Genomic DNA, 18,805 nt, shown 5'->3' with positions numbered 1-18,805 from the left:
CAGGCATGTGGAGTGTTCTGCCGCGCCTGGAATCGTCCCGATTCCCTTGTTCGTTCGGACCGGACGCGCTGTGGGCTTAACCGATCACCTTTCGTGAATTGTATGAACAAGCCCATCGTCGTCGACCTGGACGGCACATTGATTCACTCCGACATCCTCGTCGAGAGCGGATTCGCGTTCTTGAGATTGTCTCCGCATAAATTCTACAAGCCGCTGCAATGGCTGTCGCGCGGCGGCAAGCCCGTGCTGAAATCGCGGCTCGCCGAGCACGTGAGCATCGACGTCGCGACGCTGCCGTACAACACCCAAGTCGTCAGCTGGCTGCGCGAAATGCGCGCCGCGGGCCGCACGATCGCGCTGGCGACCGCGAGCCACGAGTCGTTCGCGCAGCGAATCGCGGAACATCTCGGCATCTTCGACCGCGTGTTCGCCACCGATGAGCAGGTCAATCTGTCGGCGCACAGAAAGCGTGACCGGCTAGTCGCGGAGTATGGCGAGAAGGGTTTCGACTACGTGGGCAACTCGCACGACGACATCGCCGTGTGGGCTGCCGCCGACCGCGCCTATGTGGTCAATCCGCATGCGGGCGTCGTCCGCGCGGCGTCCAGGCACGACAATATCGAACAGGTCTTCGAGAGCCGCCAGCCGACGCACAAGGTGTGGGCCAAATCGCTGCGCCTGCATCAATGGCTGAAGAACGTGCTGGTGTTCGTGCCGCTGCTCGCAGGGCATCAACTGAAATCGCCTACGGCCATCGGGTTCGCCGTACTCGCGTTCTTCGCGTTCGGGCTGTGTGCGTCGAGCGTGTATCTGCTCAACGACCTGCTTGATCTGCAGGACGATCGTCAGCATCCGGTCAAGCGGAAGCGCCCGCTCGCCGCAGGCACCATGCCGCTCATCTGGGGCATGGCGCTGTGCCCTATCCTGCTCACCGCCGCCTTTTCCATCTCGCTCGCCCTCCTTTCTTGGAAGTTCAACGCGGCCCTACTCGGCTACTATGTGCTGACGCTCGCGTATTCGCTGGCGCTCAAGCGCCAGGTGATGATCGACGTGGTCGTGCTCGCCGCGCTGTACACGACGCGCATCATCGCTGGCGCAGCGGCAATCCATGTGCCGCTGACTTTCTGGCTGCTGGCCTTTTCGATGTTCGCTTTCCTGAGCCTCGCGCTCGTCAAGCGTTACACCGAACTCCATGCGATGCTGCAGGCCGGACGCGATGGCGCACGAGGGCGAGGCTATATGGCGAGCGACCTCGCCATCGTATCGTCGCTCGGGACGTCGTCGGGCTATATCTCGGTGCTCGTGCTCGCGCTGTATATCCAGGACGAGCGCACCACGATGCTTTATCGACATCCGCAGTACATCTGGATTGTCTGTCCGCTGATGCTGTACTGGTTCAGCCGAACATGGGTCATCACGCATCGCGGCAAGATGAACGACGACCCCATTGTGTTCGCGGCGCGCGATCACATGAGCCTGATGGTGGTCGCGCTGTGCGGCGTCGCGTTCTGGCTCGCGATCTGACCGATGAGCGATCTGCTTTCCTGGGGCCGCTACCCTCGTCTGCCGCAGACCGCGCACGCCGCGCACTGGCGCGACGAAGCGCAGGCGCAGTGGCGCGACGTTCAGTCCGCGCACGGCACGACGCTCGCGTTCGGCAATGGCCGCAGCTACGGCGACGTCTGTCTCGCGAGCTCGAATCATGTCTTCCAGACGCTCGCGCTCGATCGCATCATCTCGGCCGACTGGGCGCGCGGCATCGTGCGCGCCGAGCCCGGCATCACCTTCGAACAGATTCTCGCGCTCGCGGTGCCGCGCGGCTGGATGCTGCCGGTCACGCCGGGCACGAAGTACGTGACGCTGGGCGGCGCCATCGCCAACGACGTGCACGGCAAGAATCATCACGTGCGCGGCACGTTCGGGCGCCACGTGCGCGCGTTCGGCCTCGCCCGCAGCGACGGCACCCTCGTCGAATGCTCGCCCGAAGCGAACACGGCGCTCTTCAACGCGACGATCGGCGGCCTCGGGCTCACCGGCCTCATCCTCTGGGCCGAGTTCGCGCTGATGCCGATCCGCACGAGCCTCATCGACGTGACGAGCATCCGCTTCGGCAAGCTCGACGAGTTCTTCGAGCTCTCCGAGGAGTACGACGCGAAGCATGAGTACTGCGTCGCGTGGGTCGATTGCGCGAGCCGCGGACCCGCGCTCGGACGCGGCATCTTCATGGCGGGCGATCACGCGATCCACGGCTCGCTCGATGTCGAGGAACGGCCCAGGCGCCGCGTGCCCTTCACGCCGCCCGTCTCGCTCATCAACGGCCTCACGCTGCGCGCGTTCAACGAGCTGTACTACCGCAAGCAGCGCAAGCCCGTCGAGATTTCGCGGGTGGGCTACGACGGCTATTTCTATCCGCTCGACAGCCTGCTCGAATGGAACCGCATCTACGGGCCGCCGGGCTTTCAGCAGTATCAGTGCGTCGTGCCGGCCGCGAGCGCGCGAGACGCCGTGCGCGCGATGCTCGATCGCATTTCATCGAGCGGCACGGGTTCGTTTCTCGCGGTGCTCAAGCGGTGCGGAGACATTCCGTCGCCCGGGCTGTTGTCGTTCCCGATGGAAGGCACCTCGCTCGCGCTCGACTTCCCGCAGCACGAACTGCGCAACGGGCAACTCTTCGCCGCGCTCGATGCGATCGTGCGCGACGCGGGCGGCCGCATCTATCCGGCGAAGGACGCGCACATGTCGGGCGCCGATTTCCGCGCCGCCTATCCTCAATGGCAGCAGCTCGAGTCGCTTCGCGATCCGGCCATGCTGTCGCACTTCTGGAAACGAATGACCGGCCTATGAAGAACATCGTCATCGTGGGCGCCACGTCCGCCATCGCCATTGCCTGCGCCCGCGAATGGGCCGCGAAGGGCGCGCGCTTCTTTCTCGTCGCGCGCAATCAGGACCGCATGGAGCAGGTCGCCGCCGATCTGACCGCGCGCGGCGCGGCATCGGCGGTCGTGCATCGGCTCGATATAGACAAGCTCGACGATCACGCCGCGATGCTCGCCGACTGCGCCTCGCACATGGATTCGATCGATATCGTATTGGTCGCCTCCGGCACGCTGCCCGATCAGGCGGCCTGCCAGAATGATGCCGCCATCGCGGTGCGCGAGTTCCACACCAACGCGCTCTCGCTGATCGCGCTGCTCACGCCGATCGCCAACCGGCTCGAAGCGCAGCGGCATGGCACGCTCGCGGTGATTTCGTCGGTGGCGGGGGATCGCGGGCGTCCGTCGAATTATCTGTACGGCAGCGCGAAAGCCGCGCTGCAGGCGTTTCTCGAAGGCTTGCGCGCACGGCTCTTCAAGGTGGGCGTGCATGTCGTCGATATCAAGCCGGGCTTCGTCGCCACGCCGATGACCGAGGGCCTGCCGCTGCCGGGGCCGCTCGTCTCGACTCCGGAGAAGGTCGCGAAGGATATCGTGCGCGGCGTCGAAAGGAAGAAGGACGTGCTTTATACGCCGTGGTTCTGGTGGAGCATCATGCTGATCATCCGCAATGTGCCGCGGTTCGTGTTCAAGCGGGCGTCGCTCTAGGTAAAGCTGCGGAACACGTAGCGCTTGTCGAGCCGGTATTTGATGACGTAACCGATCGCAAGACCGATGCACGCGCCAATGTATCGCGCTTCCGTGGTCTTGAAGATGTAGTCGAAGCCGAATTCCACCCCCCAGAAGATCGCCGTGGTGACGAGGCCCATCGTGACGTAGAGCGTGAACATGGTGGCGTCGTGGCGCGCGTTTTCCGCCTTGAAGCGGAAGATCCACTTCTTGTCGAGCACGTATTTCACGACGAGGCCGACGCCCGTGCCGATGAACACCGAGAGCATAATGTGCCAGGGGCCGTGATAGATGCGCGTCGTGAGATCTTGCGCTCCGATGTTGGCGAGTGTGGCAATGGCGGCGAAGAAGGTGTAGAACAGCGCGAGTTGCATGTATCTAGGACCGAGACGGTTACTCGACATTTTCAGCGGCCCTTCGGCATCTCTGAATTCATCGCTTCAGCTTGCGATGTCTTGGCAAGCGAGTGAGTATATCTGAACAAGATATCGGACCTAGAGAATGAATGAGAATTAGACAATGCGAGCCAATTTTTCTCCATGGAATCCGAACGCTCTGAGAGAGTGTTCTACCTAAAAAAACCACCGAAAAGCAGCAGATTCATAAATCCCACCACACCCCCCATTTGAATTTCTAGTCGATTCCGAGATAAACCTTACGCATCGTGACCCACGTTGATCCTGATGCACGGCTTCCCTTATCATCGCTCATTCTCGACATCAATTCCACGACTTCTCCGCGCACCGATTCGCCAGTCTCTTCATTACTGTACTTCGAAATATGCTGACGGCTCCACGACAAGCATAGTCTTGGTAGAAAGGCGCCTGAATATTATGATTTATCGACGCCCACAATTCTCTTTTCTGAAGCTCCGAGCAAATCGACCTGCGCACGTCTATCGCTCGTCCATAACTTGGATTCACCCTGAAAGACCCTGGGAAGGAAGAGCGCTAAGCAAAGTGCCTACCCTCCTTAGAATGTTCTGGAAATTGAGTGACACTGGACTGCCGGCTCAACTGCGTTGCAAACCCAGAACGATAGAACGGCGGATTGAGGACGTCTTCGAGCGGACGCATAAGACTAGCCGACAGTGTTGCCAGGTCCGGCGACTCCACCGTAACGGCTCCTCTGATCTATTCCACTCGACGGCGCCCAGCGTCCTGGGTTAGGAGTTCGTTCTTTTATTGTCTCAGCCGGGTCTGGAATAACGAAATACTGTGTGAAGAGCCGTTCAGACTCACCCAACACTCTGTCGGCAAAGACCCCTATGTCAGCATGAATACTAATAGCGATTCTCGCGCCGCTTTTTGCACCCATTTTCAGAACCGCTTCAGAAACAGCAGGGATGTCGTCGAGCGACTTACTCCCAACGACGGGTTGAGGACTGACCCTAAATACATCGAGATAGTGCCGATCGCCGATTCGATGCTGGCGCATTGAATATGCGTGCCGCGTTGAAGACTATTTCGGTCAGGGTGGCCAACCAGCGTTCGAAATGATTGACTGGCGCGGAACTTGTTTGCAACTCGCTGTGCCAGGCACCAATCATACCGTTTGAGAGTTGTAGCAACCGCCCTCAGGCTTCGTCGACGAAGACAAATAGGTCGCAATTCGTTTCTGTAGACCTGGGGCAGACGCGGAGCGCACTAAAGCCGCAAGATCGGAATCAGCGCGGTCTGGATCGAGGACCCGCCGAAGCAGTGCGCGGCTTCCTGCGGGTAACGCATTGACGCGGTCGACCGCCTCCGAGATTACCTGGTCGTATTCAGTTGGACCTGCCACACGCTCGATGAAACCATTCGCGGTCGCACGTTCGACATCAAACGTTGCGGCAGTTTCAAGGAGGCGCTGCGCCTCGCGTGTACCCACTATGCGAGCAAAGCGAGCCGATCCCAGGACAAGTCCGAACATGAGGCCGGGCATTCGGAACGTCGTACCCGGCGCTGCGACTCGTAAATTACAAGATGCGATCAAGTCAACCCCCGCGCCGAAGTTGCGCCCATGAGCCAGTGCCGCCGTGAAGCATGGTGAAGTTGCGATCTTGTTAAGAAGGGTTTCAATGCGGATAAAACGTAGCACAAGATCGCCCTCACTCTGCATTTGCACGTCAGTCATGTCAAAACCCGCGCTGAAGCAACGACCTTCGCCCTGCAGTACAACCAGAGGAGTTCCCGCGGCTTCAGCATCGTCGAACGCTTGAATCAGGTCTTCAACGATGCTTGAAGAGAGGGCATTCAACTTGTCGGGCCGATTGAGCGTTATGACCGTATGCGTCGGTTGACTAACAACGAGAATGCTGCTCATGCCTCGACCGCCGACTTTCTTAGCAGTTCGGCGTTGTGCTCGCCGAGCGCGGGAGGCCTCATCCGTATCCCTGGGGTCTTGCCTGAGAATTTAACGGGCGACCCAAAAGTCTTGGTTTGCACTCCGTTCGGCAACTCGAGAGCCTGAACCCATTGCATGTGTTCTACCTGTATGTCCTTGAGCACCTGGGAATACGTGTTGATGGGCGCGCATGGTACGCCTGCTTCTCGAAATCGAGCGATCCAATATTCGGCGTCTTGGTTCGCGAAAATCGCTTCAAGCGTTTCGCGCAACTCGACTTGATGCTGCGCGCGCAATGTCGTCGAGGTGTATCGTGCGTCCTGTTCGAGCTCAGGACGTTCAACAACTCTGCAGACCGACTTCCATAGGACGTTATTGCCAGCGGCCATGCCAAAGTAGGTATCGCGCGCCTTGAACGCCTGATAGGGTGCGTTACGCGGGTGCGCCGAGCCAAGCTTCTGAGGATCGCGTCCCGTACCGAAGTACTCCGAGGTCTGCAAAGCAGCAATGGCGAGCGTAGCACCAAGCATCGGCACATCGATGTGTGTGCCTTCGCCCGTTTGCGCGACGCCTCGCAGGGCGGACACCACCGAGAATGCCGCGTAGAGACCAGCTGAAAAATCGGCGAGCGGTACCCCGCACTTCACTGGTGCACCCTCTGGTTCGCCCGTAATGCTCATGATCCCGCTCATCGCCTGCACGGTAAGGTCGAAGCCGCCTTCTTGCGAGCGCGGTCCCGTTTGCCCGTATGCGGAGATCGAACAGTACACGATGGACGGCCTTGTTGTCCGAATGGCCTCATAGCCAAGCCCAAGCCGATCCATTACGCCCGGCCGATTGTTTTCGATGACGACATCAGCGGTCTTGATCAGCGTTCGGGCTTGCTCGATGTCTCCCGGATCCTTCAAGTCAAGCGTGACCGAGCGCTTGTTTCGATTGAGCGAGGCAAAGTTCTCGCTGTATCCGTCCGATATGGGCGGCCAGGCACGAAGTGTATCGCCGCCCTGAGGGTGTTCGACCTTAATGACATCTGCGCCCATGTCCGCGAGCAGCATGCCGCAAAACGGACCTGCGGCCACGTGGCAAAACTCGATGACCCTAATTCCCTGAAGAGGTTGACTCATGCGTTTGCTCCAATAGATACTTTGAACCCGCTGCTGTCACCTATGTTGGGTTCGTTCGAGTTGGCAGCGCAGCTATGGCACGCTGTGTTCGGTTGTTTGCGCGTTAGGCAGTGCATCAGCCGCCGGTCCATCCGGGCACCACGAATAGGTACAGAAAACCGAGCAGGGATCCCGCGGTCAGAAAGATCACGAGCGTAAATCCCAGCACACGCTGCACGCCAACGCCCGCGATCGCGACGACGGGTATCGCCCAGAAGGGCTGCAGCAAACTGCCCGCCATCTCTCCCGCGGCTATCGCCATCGACGTTCCGGGAAGCGACGCACCGAGCTGCATCGCGGCGGGTATCGTGAACGGACCTTGCACCGCCCAATGCCCGCCGCCACTGGGGATGAACAAGGTGATGACGCCCGAGGCGAGATAGCTCAAAAACGGCAGCGTGGAACCCGACGCGACGTGGATGTATGCATGCGCGACGGTCTCGTCAAGCGCAGTCGCGCCCATGATGCCCATGATTCCGCCGTAGAACGGGTATTGCAGCAACATCGGACCGGTGACCTTGGCTGCTTCCGTCACCGCACCGACATAGCGGCGCGGGCTTCCATGCAAGCACAATCCCGCCAGCAGAAAAATGAAGATCACCGCGTTGATGTCGAGGCTCACGCCGTGGCGAACCCATTGAGTCGCCAGATAAACCGCGCCGGCCAGCACGAAAACCATGGCGCAGAGACGGGAACGGTCGAGCATGCCGGCGACAGTTTTGTTGCGCGGTTCGACCGCTTCCTCAAGCTTCTTTTCCTCGGCTTCGAGTAGCTTAGCGTCCGCGGCAATGACGTCCCTATCCGCGGGCCGCATTAGGATGAAGACGACCGGGATGAGGATCATTGCCGCGACGCCGCCGAGGAGGTTCCAACTCGTGAACACCGTCTGTGAAAGCGGCACTGCAACGTGGGTGTGCTTCTCCACGATGTTCAGCGGATTGCCCGGTGACGCGATGGACAATGCAATTGAACTCGACATGCCGGTGAACGCCCACAACACCCAGGAGCTATAGGCCGCGGCGACCAGCCACGCAAAATCCACCTTCACCTGCCTCGCGACCTGTTTCGACAGCAGTGCGCCGATGACCAGACCGAAGCCCCAGTTCAGGAAGGTTGCGGCCGCACCAACCCCAAAGACCAGCAGCACTGCCGACGTCGGCCCGACCGCAAGCCGGCTCACGCTGCGCAAGCCTGCCTTGATGAGCGGTGCGCTTGCAAGCGCATATCCCGTGACGAGCACGAGCACCATCTGGAACGCGAAGGTGAAGATACCGAAGATGCCCTTGTACCAGCCGGAGAGAATCACATCGGGCGTTCCCTTGGGCGCAAAGATAAGCGCGAGGACAGCGACCATCACCGTCAAAAGAATGACGATGACGAACGGGTCCGGCATCACTCTTTCGAACACATACACGCAAGAAGATACGGCCCGCTGCAACAGCGTCTTTCGGTCGTCCGAGTCGCTCGGTGCACCTTCAGGCCTGACGGCCAACGACGAGGTATCGTGAGTTTCCATAGTATGTCTCCTGAACCAAGGTCGATGTTCTCGTAGTGAAGGCCGCCCGGCCCATTTTTGCGGCGCCGACTGGGTCTTCTATAGGCGGCCGCGACCTCTCGGCTTTCACGCCATCGCAGATTCCTTCGCGGGCGCGTTCTGTTCTATCGGGGTGATTTGAAGGTCGCGCTCCTTGCGCTGCTGACTCATGAGAATCTGGCGTGCGCGACGCAGCGCCTTGTCGGTCTTGAGGAAGAGCTCCGAATACCCGTCGTCCGGATACTCCATCATGCGTTGTTGACGTTCCAGCGCCCACTCGTCCTGCGCGACGACTGCCGGGAACATCTCCGCGACCTTCCTCGCAGTCGGCATGTTCGGGTCGCTCAGCGTGGTGTGCCAATTCTTGCAGGACACGTTCCATCGCCAGACAAGATTGCGCTCGTCAACAGGCAGGTGAAGATGAAGTAGCGTGTAGCCGCGCTCCTTGTCGGTACCCAGTTCGCCTTCTGGCGCAACGCGCATCACGACGCGCGTGAGGCCAGGGCTCACCATGCAATGCGTGTGGATCCGTTCGATCTGGTCGTACAGGAACCACTCCTTCAGATACGGCGGTTGCTTGTAGCCGTGCACATGGCGTGTCGTGCGTACAAACGTGTGTCCTTCGCTCTCGCCCTCTTCAAGCTCGACGGGAATCTTGCTGTTTTCCTTGTCGCCAATATTGCCGTCGTGAAGCGGATAAAAGTGCGTGATGTCCAGCAGATTCTCAATGAGCAGCAGATAGTTCGCCGGCACATGGAGCGGCTCGGGAGAGCCGATCGAAAGGTTCTCCGAATCCGTGATCTCGTGCGTGCGCGGCGGGTCGAAGCGTTGCGATCCAGCGGGGTTGCCGGGCCAGACCCACACTACGCCGTCCTGCTCGCGTACCGGCACCACGCTTAGGCGGGCTTGAGGAGGAATCGGCTTGTCGGGCGCGGAGGGAATCGCGGTACATTTGCCCGACGTGTCGTAGCACAAACCATGATAGGCGCACTCCAGTTGGCCATTGTCGAGCAGCTTGCTTTGCGAGAGCGGGAATCGCTTATGGCAGCAGCGGTCGTCGAACGCAACGATCTCGCTGCTCTCAGCACGCCACATCACGATGGGCCGATTGACGATCTTGTGTCCCTGCAACTGCCCTACGGGAAACTCGGACGAAAAGCCAATTGGATACCAGCAGTCTTTCACGTATTCGAACGCACTCATGGGGCGAGTCCTCTCCAGGTCGATGGGGAACACTGAGCAAGCGGAGACCGTCGCTCAGACTGATGAGTTGAACAGCGCTTACTTCGGCTCAGAGATCGAGAACGAGCGTCGGACTTTTCGAGCGTGAGCAGCAGATCATCACGAACTCTTCCCGGTCTTCGTCGTCGAGCACGGTGTCGCGATGCAGCGGCTCGCCCGCGAGATAGCGAGTCATGCAGGTGCCGCAATAGCCTTCGCAGCACGAGGTGTCCACCGCGACGTCATGTGCGCGCAGCACTTCAATGATCGATTCGCCTGGTTGCACGGTGCAGCGCTTTCCGGAGCGGCGCAATTCGACATCGAACGGCGTATCGCCTGCACGCCCGTCCACAGGGGACGACGGCGCCACCGCCCCACTCGCCGAGAAGCGCTCACAGTGACGCGTGCTGGCGAGCCAGTGCGCGCTTGCCGCCTCGATCGCATCCATGAATGGGCCCGGTCCGCAGTAGTAGAGGTGTGTGCCCTCCCCTTGTTTCGCGAGCGTCGACGCCAGATCAAGTCCCTTTTTCGGGTCTCCTTCGTCAAAATGCAATGACACAAGTCCCTTTTCGACCAGAGGTGTCAGCCGATCCAGAAACGCGGCGCGCTCCGGGGTGCGCGCGCAATAGTAAAGGTGAAACACCTCTCCTCGTCGTTGCACTTGCGCGAGCATCGCCATGATTGGTGTGATGCCAATACCGCCGGCGATGAACAGATGCTTGCGTGCCGGCTCTGCAAGTGCGAAGTGGTTGCGCGGTGGCGAGATCACGATCTTCTGACCAGCACGCAATGTGTCGTGCATCGCGACGGATCCGCCACGCCCCGCTGGATCGCGCAGTACCGCAACGACGTAGCGATGACGCTCGTTGGGCGAGTTGCACAGGGAGTATTGACGGATAGTAGCGCCTGGAAGATGAACGTCTACATGCGAGCCAGCCGAAAACGCCGGCAAAGCATTGCCATCGAGGCTCACGAATTCGAAGGCGTTAATGTTCTCGGCGAGTGATGTGATGGATTTCAGCGTTACGTCGAGCGTCTTGCGCTGGTCGCCGTCAGGGCGAACAACAGCCTCCTCGCGTGTGAGGACCGCTTCCATGTGTCTTCCTCCTTATCTCGTGGCACAGTCGGCGCGAGTCTTTGGGATGCGTGCTGTGCTTGAAGTCAACGATATGCCCGGAGAAGGACAAAAACAAACGAGTTATTTGAGCGAAATTCCATCAACATAATTGAAGTTACGTTGTGCACTGCACAAGACCTTCAACGCGTGAGCGCTCCGGTGCGCACGAAATCGCTGACCTCACAGGCCAATTCCGCGACCGCGCGAGCGAGGGAATACGTCTGGCCGGTAGGACAGGCCGCAATAAATTCGACTGGCTTGAGCGGATTCGTCACCTGAACAATCGCGAGTTTTTTCTGAGCGATTTCCTGCTCATACGAGCGCACCGGCAAGTATGAAACGCCCATGCCGGCCATTGACATGGAGGCCGCCACCGCAACGCTTTTGCAGCGTGCAAGATAGCGGCACCGCACGTGCTCGGTGAGAAACCAGTCCTCCAGCGCCGTGTAATGAAATGACGATTGCTTCATACCGATAATCGGATACTCGGCAAGTTCATGCGGCGAATACGTGTGCTGATCGAGTCCGAGGGTCGGACTTGCCATCCATTGGAAGTCAACAGTCCCAAGGGAGAGCGTCGATACTCCCGGCGTACGCGTATGACCAGGCGCGAGGACCAACTCCAGTTCAGCCTGATGGAGACTGGCCATGAGTTCTGCCGTCAACGCCTCTTCGATCTCGAGCCGAACGTTGGGAAAGCGTTCGGCGATCCGCGTGATGAGTCGAGGCAGCCAGGTCATGGTGACAACTTCCGCGACCCCGAATCGGACAGTCCCCGACACTGCCTCTGGCGCGCCAACTCGATGCTCGAGTTCGGTCGATAGATCAAGGATTCGGCTCGCATAGTCCATCAACTCGCGCCCCTTGGGAGTGAGTCGCGCGTTCCGATGGGTTCGGTCGAACAAATCGACGCCCAACGCGCGCTCGAGCTCTCGCACCCGCATCGAAACGGCCTATTGGGTCGCGTATAGACGCTCGGCGGCGGCCGAGAAGCTTCCGAGCTTGACAGTCCAGAAGAACGTCTCTAACTGCTGAAGGGTCATGGTCGCTCCGCATCGCTCAAGGCCGTCTGGACACTGGTGCAAGCTTACGAGCTTGCGTGGCCGTCGTCAGCCGTGAAATGTCCGACCGTCGTAAAGCTTCAATTTTGCTCAAGGGTCGAACTCAAGCAGTAACTCGTCAACTTCTTACCTTGGAACTGACCCGATGCGACGCGACTGGCAGCTTCTGATTTTGGCTGACAATCGATTCGCGCCACTGAGCGCCACGCTCACCCGCGTGCTTCCGGCGTACACGCCGACGCACTGAAGCGCCCCGTTTTCCGCTCGAGCGACTACATGACTTCGCCCGTGCGAATGAGATCGTGGACATATGCGCCGGGCACCGTCTCGGCCTCGGTCAGCGTGGCTGTAACATCGCGCAGAATCGATTGATTCCGCTGAGCAGATCGACGCAGCGCTCGTTCACCTCATTCAATAGCCCATTGGCCGGTTCAATCACGCCGTCGAGTTGCCGCCCGGCGTTCTCGCGCGGCAGCGCGGCGAGGCTGCACAGATTGCCTTGGCTGCCGAAGCTGAGCCGCGACACCATCTCCAGACTGATGCGCGATGCTTCCTGCAAGTCCTGGGCCGCGCCGCTCGATGCCTCGCCGAACATCAGCAACTCCGCAATGCGTCCGCCGAGCAGCACCATCAGTTCCTTTTCCAGATCGCTGCGGCGATACAGAAGCTTGTCCTGCGGCTTCGTGATGAGTGCCATGCCCAACGCACCGCCGCGCGGCAGCACGGTCAGTTCTTCCAGCACGCCCGCGCCCAGTAGCGCCGCTACGATGCCATGCCCCGCCTCATGCACGCCGACGCGACGCACTTCGTCCGTATCGAGCGCCTTCTCCGCGACGCTCACATCGCCGATACGCACGACCTTGATCGCCTCGCGCAGATGCTCCGCGCACACCATGCTCACGCCTTGCTTGCGCGCGATCAGCCCGGCGTGCTTGACGATCATCGACAGCGACGCGGGCGACAAACCAACCGTCAGTCGGGCGAGTTGCTCGCAGTCGATATCCGCCGAACGCGACGGCAACTTGTCCAGGCAATACTCAAAAATCTTCACGCAATCCGATACATCCGGCAGACGCACCGGCACGATGCGATCGAAGCGGCCCGGACGGCGCAGCGCTTCGTCGAGATTCTCGGGGAAGTTGGTTGCGGCGACGAGAATCACGCCTTCGTTCTTCTCGAAGCCGTCCATCTCCGCGAGCAACGGATTGATGATGCGGTTGCGCGCTCGGCATCGGCGGAACCGGACTCGCCGCTGGTGGGTGCGGCGAGTCCGTCGGCTTCATCGATGAAGATCACCACCGGGCCACGCTTGCGCGCCGTCTTGAACAGATGCTTGACCTTCTGAATGCCGACCGCCTAATACTCCGCGCTGAAAATGCTCCCCGTAATGGCAATGAAGTGCGCGCCGCATTGACCGGCCAAGGCCTGCGCGAGCTGCGTTTTGCCGACGCCGGGACCGCCCGTCATCAGCACGCCGCAGGGCGGGCGGATGCTCATTTTCGTGAACGACGCCGGATCGCGCAGCTAGGCCTTGATGTCTTCGAGTGCGGCCTTCGCTTGGACCGCGCCGATCACGTCGTCGAAACTCGTGTCGGGTGGCTCGGTGAGCAGCGTGACGTCGCCCTTCATCTCGCGGCGCATGGACCAGAACATCAGGGCTAGCAGCAGGGACACCAGCATGCTGGCCGAATCGCGTAGCAAGCCGAGCAGCGCGCCGAAGCCTGCCTGTGCGCCGATGGAGACGTTCGGCAGCCAAGCGATCTGGTAGTCCGGCGCGCTTTCGGCCTTGGTTGGATGGAGTAGCAGCGACTACGAGAACACCGCGAAGCGATCGGTAACGAAGTAGCGCGTGCCGATTTTCGTCGATACGGGGATGGCGTCGAGCGCCACGCCAATCGCGCAAACGCGCTTCTCGCCGATGTCCGCGAGCATGCGCGAGGCGTCCTTCTCGGCATGCGCCCATGGCGACGAATCCTGGCGCATCTGATAGACGATGCTCGTCGCCGGCCATGGCTTGTCACGCTGGTCCGCCATGCCGTGCCGCAGCGTGCCCGAACCGATGCCGATCAGTGCGGCGACGAGCGCAGCAAAGGCGATGAGCAGCCGCCGTCGGCCGCGCCGAGCCCACAGTCCGTTCTTTCGCAGTTTCATGGGATTTTCCTGGTATGGCCTATGTGTGTGTCCCTCTTATGCGAGGACTTGCCTGCCATGCGCCGGACCGAGGACGCGTCATCATCGTTTTCCCGGCCCCATCCCATTTCTCGCCGAACTTGTCAACGGGCTGGGCATGCCTGATACTCACAGACCGGCGAGTTTTTCCTATGTCGATTTTGACGGTATTGCTCATGAGCACAATTCTCGAAAGTCTCCCGACTGGCCAAAAGGTCGGTATCGCGTTCTCCGGCGGCCTCGACACGAGCGCCGCGCTCCACTGGATGAAGAAAAAGGGCGCTGTGCCTTATGCCTATACGGCAAACCTCGGCCAGCCCGACGAGGACGACTACGATTCGATCCCGCGCCGCGCGACCGAATACGGCGCAGCAGGTGCGCGCCTGATCGACTGCCGCACGCAACTCGTCTCCGAAGGCATCGCTGCGCTGCAAAGCGGCGCCTTCCACGTATCGACGGCGGGCGTCACCTACTTCAACACAACGCCGCTTGGCCGCGCCGTCACGGGCACGATGCTCGTGGCCGCGATGAAGGAAGACGGGGTCAATATCTGGGGCGACGGCAGCACGTACAAGGGCAACGACATCGAGCGGTTCTACCGCTACGGTCTGCTCGTCAACCCCGATCTGAAGATCTACAAGCCGTGGCTCGATCAGCAGTTCATCGACGAACTCGGCGGCCGCTCGGAGATGTCGGAGTTCATGCGTCAGTCGGGTTTCGCCTACAAGATGTCGGCAGAAAAGGCATATTCGACTGATTCGAACCTGCTCGGCGCGACGCACGAAGCCAAGGATCTCGAAAGCCTCGAGTCCGGCATCAAGATCGTGAATCCGATCATGGGCGTGGCGTTCTGGCGTGACGACGTGAAGGTCGACCGCGAAGAAGTCACGATCCGCTTCGAGGAAGGCCAGCCGGTTGCGCTCAATGGCAAGACCTTTCCGAACATGGTCGAGCTGATGCTGGAGGCCAATCGCATCGGCGGGCGGCATGGTCTGGGCATGAGCGATCAGATCGAGAACCGCATCATCGAGGCAAAGAGCCGCGGCATTTACGAAGCGCCGGGTCTGGCGCTACTGTACATCGCGTATGAGCGCCTCGTTACCGGGATTCACAACGAAGACACGATCGAGCAGTATCGCGAGAACGGTCGTCGACTGGGACGTCTGCTCTATCAGGGGCGCTGGTTCGATCCGCAGGCCATCATGTTGCGCGAGACGGCGCAACGCTGGGTCGCGCGTGCGATTACCGGTGAAGTCACCGTCGAGCTGCGCCGCGGTAACGACTATTCGATTCTCAGCACGAAGTCGCCGAATCTGACATATCAGCCGGAGCGTCTGTCGATGGAGAAGGTCGCATCGACGTTTTCGCCAAAGGACCGCATCGGCCAGCTCACGATGCGCAATCTCGACATCACGGATACGCGCGACAAGTTGCGGATTTATTCGCAGGTCGGGTTGCTGACGCCGGGGGAGTCGTCGGCGTTGCCGCAGATCAAGGTGGATAAGGAGTAAGGCGCTCTTTATTCGCTTTGGGCAGAGGAACGGCCACGGGTGGCGGTTCCTCTGCACCGCCGAGAGACGTCAACTTGTCAACTCAGCCTAAAAGAATCACGGCTGCCGTGGCGAGTGCGCATATCGATGACATTTGTGACACCACGGGATCGTCGTCGAACGCGGTGCGCAAAAATTCGGGGGCGGCTCGACTCAAAGAGCGTTCATCGAACGCAGGAAGTCTGCGTCACTTCGTCGACCGACATTCAGCGACAAACTTTAAGCCGGCCGTTCGACGAAGCAACCGGCCGTCCATACGGCAGCCTCTGCGACGGAAGATCCCCTTTGCGATGAAGTGGCGAAAACGAAATACAACCGGTCCGTCTCCGTGCTTTCGTCGTGCGTTGCCTCCTTCTGGAAGTCCAATCGACGTCGGGTCCACGCCCAGTCGACCGTTGCTGTTAGCTGGTGCCGCCCGGAGCAGCCTCGGTTGCGGCACCGCCTTCACCCAAGCCAGAATGTGTCATTGCCACCGCGTAAGGACCTCCGTTCTCTTTTTTTAGAGCTAGAGGATCATACGTCTTCAACATGTCCAACAGCCGGCAGATTCAGGACACAGTGCCAATGCTGTTTGATACGTATCGCGAGACAGGTTCCGCGTGCGCAATAGTGACCAGAATTAAGTCGGCGCCTGACCCAACCGCACAGCTGAGAACGCCGTAATGCTTCCTCGACCTAGGTTGAACTGCGCAGACATGTCCAGCATCCGCAGAATGATCGAGGAAGCCGCGACCAAGTCTTACGTTTTTGCGGATGCACGCCGGCTCGCCAAACGGTATTCCGTTGGCGACATCTTGAATCGTTGCCGAAAGAGCTTAGCGAACTGATCGCCAGCGCCGAGTCCCGAATGAAGCGCGATCTTACCAATCGGCAGCGTCTTATACTTGAGCATGTCGCACGCCTTTTCCAGGCGAACTACTGTCAAGAACTCTGAAGGCGTCGTTTGCATTTCCTGCCTGAAGCGGCGAAGAAAATTGCGCTCACTCATTCCCGCAGACCTGGCTAATTCGGACACGGTAATGGCCTGTACATAGTTCTGGCGCATGTACTCGACGGCATGCCGAATTAGATCGCTGACGGGTTCGATTGCCGTCTCATTCGACGCGTGTTCTACTCGCTCTTCGGATCCAGCCATAAACTGATCCGCGACACGGCGAGCAATTTGAGGGTTGGACGCATCCACGAACGACAAAGCAACCGACAACGGTTCGTCAATGACTTTGAGCCCCGCTTGGATGGCAATCGGGCCGGTTGAGCTTTCATCATGGACGTCTGAAGCATGGCGGACAATGCCATTCAGTGGAATTCCTGCCGCCTTCAACACAAGGCGCCCATCTCGACACGCGTAAAGCATGCGAGCAGTACGCCACGATTCCCTTACCCACCAGAGCAGGTTTTCGTCTTGTGCAGCTACCGTGGCGCCGCTTCCGCCGGAAATAAAGACGGCATCAAAGCCTGACGCGTAATCTGCGTGGACGCTGTCAGTCGAAACGCGCACCCCGGATGTCGCGGATACAGTGCCGCCGTGAACAGACAAAAGGCTGACCGTGAACATAGTGGCGTGATTCTCTGAGGAAGCATACAGTCGGTTCGCCACACTGAATACTTCTGCAACTCCGCTCACATCGAATAAAGAGAAATGTTCGAACAGTACTATCGCGACGCGCTTCGGCATGTCTGACCACGTCGGCGCCCCACGCTGACGCCTGGCGACCTCGCTTTCATCTGTAAAAGTTTCCATATCCAGTTCACTACTCTCGCGGACCATTAGTTCGGGTCAAATGATAGTTGAAATCCGTCAAACTGGCTGCGGTTGATATAGTGGCGGCCAGCCTACCGAATCGAACTTCATGGACGTCTCTACTGATTGGAAGTTCTTGTCCGCTTAGCAAGAAGAACGAGGCGGCTTTCACGGGTCCACTGGTGGAAATTTTGATCCATGAAGTAGCGCCTGCTGTCCGCTGTCGCTTACCTAGCCCCGCTTGGTGAGGTTGACGAACCGTGCCTTCAGCGTCGAATGGCATTGCATAGCTTAGATCGCGGGTGGTGGGACGCATTCTTTCCCTTCGAATGCAACCGACGTCCCGTTCGTCGCAAGTAGTTGTTCCGTTCCCCGCTCCGCATAAAGGGCCTTGTCAACTGACATACGTGGCCTACGCCATTCCTATTCTCGCGGAGAAATTGAATCGTGAGGCTAGAGACAATCATTGCTGATGTTCACGTATAAATTCAACCAGCGCCTTTCCCCATCCTCGACTGGGATCAAATAGTAGTTGCTTGTTGTCCGGACCAACCGACTGACTACTAGCCCAGACAATGCAACCATCCGCGCCCTGATCGTACAGTACATTCAGTCGCTCCCTCATCTCCTGCTCCGTAAGTTCCTCTACCTTGACGCCATTTCTGGGCACCTCTGTTTTTTTGAGCTCGACGTAAGGACTGATGTAAGGGATGATTGGTTTGCCACCATAGATCTTTGATTGCGAAATATGAAAATAGGCGCTCCTTTTCCATTTCTCGAAATCGTGGCCGTCATAGTTGTATAGCGCGGGGCTAAGGACATCGACGGCCTCTGCGACGGACTTGTACTGAACATTAAGTCCCTCGGTCATCTCAAGCTTTTCCGGATGCCATCCGTAGGTTGCCTGAGGGGCAGTAGCGTACACGCCGAGAGCAAAAGAATTGCCATGGTTACGAAAAAGGCGAATTAACTCGAGGGTCTGTGGAATAACCGTCTCCGGACGAAGCCTGTCACCAAACTCGTTGTCCAGAGAAACGAGTTCGACACCTTCTTTAGAAGCGGCACGCGCTACATCGCGCGCCTTGGCATCGTCAGGCACTCCATTCGTTGCATAGTTCTTCTCGTAGAGCACCTTGATGTTCTTGAACCCCAAGCTACTTAGAAAAGCATCCAGAGGTGGAGTGCCCACGCGCCGTCCGTTCTCCACGTGTTCCGGCCATGGAATAAACGCATAAACCTTAAACTCTCTAGCGTAAGACGCGCATGGGATGAGGGACACTAACAAGCTAGTGAGACACCAAGCTGCTTCGCTAAGACTGTTT

Annotated in this window: 13 protein-coding genes and 1 pseudogene; 4 read left to right on the top strand and 10 right to left on the bottom strand. The window is 59.3% G+C overall.

Annotated features, from left to right (window positions below):
* Positions 1-102: 102 nt before the first annotated feature.
* Genes AWB78_RS29295 through AWB78_RS29285 form a run of 3 tightly spaced genes read left to right on the top strand, consistent with a single transcriptional unit; the run spans position 103 to position 3,581 of the window.
* Entirely contained in the window at positions 103-1,524 is a 1,422-nt protein-coding gene (locus tag AWB78_RS29295) for a UbiA family prenyltransferase (protein WP_062609876.1), read from the top strand.
* A 3-nt stretch (positions 1,525-1,527) separates the two neighbouring features.
* Positions 1,528-2,844 (top strand): FAD-binding oxidoreductase, encoded by a 1,317-nt coding sequence (locus AWB78_RS29290; protein WP_062609874.1) that lies wholly within the window; start codon positions 1,528-1,530, stop codon positions 2,842-2,844.
* Positions 2,841-3,581: an SDR family oxidoreductase gene (locus AWB78_RS29285; protein WP_062609871.1), complete on the top strand. Its 741-nt coding sequence runs from the start codon at positions 2,841-2,843 to the stop codon at positions 3,579-3,581. The genes AWB78_RS29290 and AWB78_RS29285 overlap by 4 nt, the downstream gene beginning before the upstream one ends.
* Here the strand turns inward: AWB78_RS29285 and AWB78_RS29280 are convergent.
* The 8 genes and pseudogenes from AWB78_RS29280 to AWB78_RS29245 form a co-directional block, all read right to left on the bottom strand.
* A complete protein-coding gene (locus AWB78_RS29280; protein WP_062609869.1) occupies positions 3,578-3,976 on the bottom strand; it encodes a GtrA family protein in 399 nt (132 codons plus the stop codon). The two genes, AWB78_RS29285 and AWB78_RS29280, sit on opposite strands and share 4 nt — an antisense overlap.
* Before the next feature lie 1,171 nt (positions 3,977-5,147).
* Entirely contained in the window at positions 5,148-5,906 is a 759-nt protein-coding gene (locus AWB78_RS29275; protein ID WP_062609868.1) for an enoyl-CoA hydratase/isomerase family protein, read from the bottom strand.
* Positions 5,903-7,051 carry a CaiB/BaiF CoA transferase family protein gene (locus tag AWB78_RS29270; RefSeq protein WP_062609866.1) on the bottom strand — a complete coding sequence of 383 codons (1,149 nt, stop codon included), beginning with the start codon at positions 7,049-7,051 and terminating at the stop codon, positions 5,903-5,905. Before AWB78_RS29270 ends, AWB78_RS29275 begins: the two co-directional genes overlap by 4 nt.
* 115 nt (positions 7,052-7,166) lie before the next feature.
* Positions 7,167-8,606 (bottom strand): TIGR00366 family protein, encoded by a 1,440-nt coding sequence (locus AWB78_RS29265; protein ID WP_063959043.1) that lies wholly within the window; start codon positions 8,604-8,606, stop codon positions 7,167-7,169.
* Positions 8,607-8,711: 105 nt separating this feature from the next.
* Positions 8,712-9,860: a Rieske 2Fe-2S domain-containing protein gene (locus AWB78_RS29260; RefSeq protein WP_232477931.1), complete on the bottom strand. Its 1,149-nt coding sequence runs from the start codon at positions 9,858-9,860 to the stop codon at positions 8,712-8,714.
* Between the two features lie 55 nt (positions 9,861-9,915).
* Positions 9,916-10,941, bottom strand: coding sequence for a PDR/VanB family oxidoreductase (locus AWB78_RS29255; protein ID WP_062609862.1), 1,026 nt, complete (start codon positions 10,939-10,941; stop codon positions 9,916-9,918).
* A gap of 161 nt (positions 10,942-11,102) precedes the next feature.
* Positions 11,103-11,906: a LysR family transcriptional regulator gene (locus tag AWB78_RS29250; protein WP_062609859.1), complete on the bottom strand. Its 804-nt coding sequence runs from the start codon at positions 11,904-11,906 to the stop codon at positions 11,103-11,105.
* Between the two features lie 389 nt (positions 11,907-12,295).
* Positions 12,296-14,174 (bottom strand): annotated as a pseudogene (locus AWB78_RS29245) (AAA family ATPase).
* 194 nt (positions 14,175-14,368) lie between these two features.
* On the opposite strand from AWB78_RS29245, the gene argG reads away from it, so the two are divergent.
* On the top strand, positions 14,369-15,703 hold the full coding sequence (argG, locus tag AWB78_RS29240; RefSeq protein ID WP_062609929.1) for an argininosuccinate synthase: 1,335 nt from the start codon (positions 14,369-14,371) through the stop codon (positions 15,701-15,703).
* Between the two features lie 778 nt (positions 15,704-16,481).
* Here argG and AWB78_RS29235 read toward each other — a convergent pair.
* Both AWB78_RS29235 and AWB78_RS29230 read right to left on the bottom strand, forming a co-directional pair.
* Positions 16,482-17,417, bottom strand: coding sequence for a GlxA family transcriptional regulator (locus tag AWB78_RS29235; protein WP_198399375.1), 936 nt, complete (start codon positions 17,415-17,417; stop codon positions 16,482-16,484).
* A 529-nt stretch (positions 17,418-17,946) separates the two neighbouring features.
* On the bottom strand, positions 17,947-18,672 hold the full coding sequence (locus tag AWB78_RS29230) for a hypothetical protein (RefSeq protein ID WP_157697663.1): 726 nt from the start codon (positions 18,670-18,672) through the stop codon (positions 17,947-17,949).
* Positions 18,673-18,805 lie beyond the last annotated feature (133 nt).

It is taken from the genome of Caballeronia calidae, assembly GCF_900044055.2.
Classification (GTDB): domain Bacteria; phylum Pseudomonadota; class Gammaproteobacteria; order Burkholderiales; family Burkholderiaceae; genus Caballeronia; species Caballeronia calidae.
This window is presented reverse-complemented; position numbering and strand designations above follow the sequence as displayed.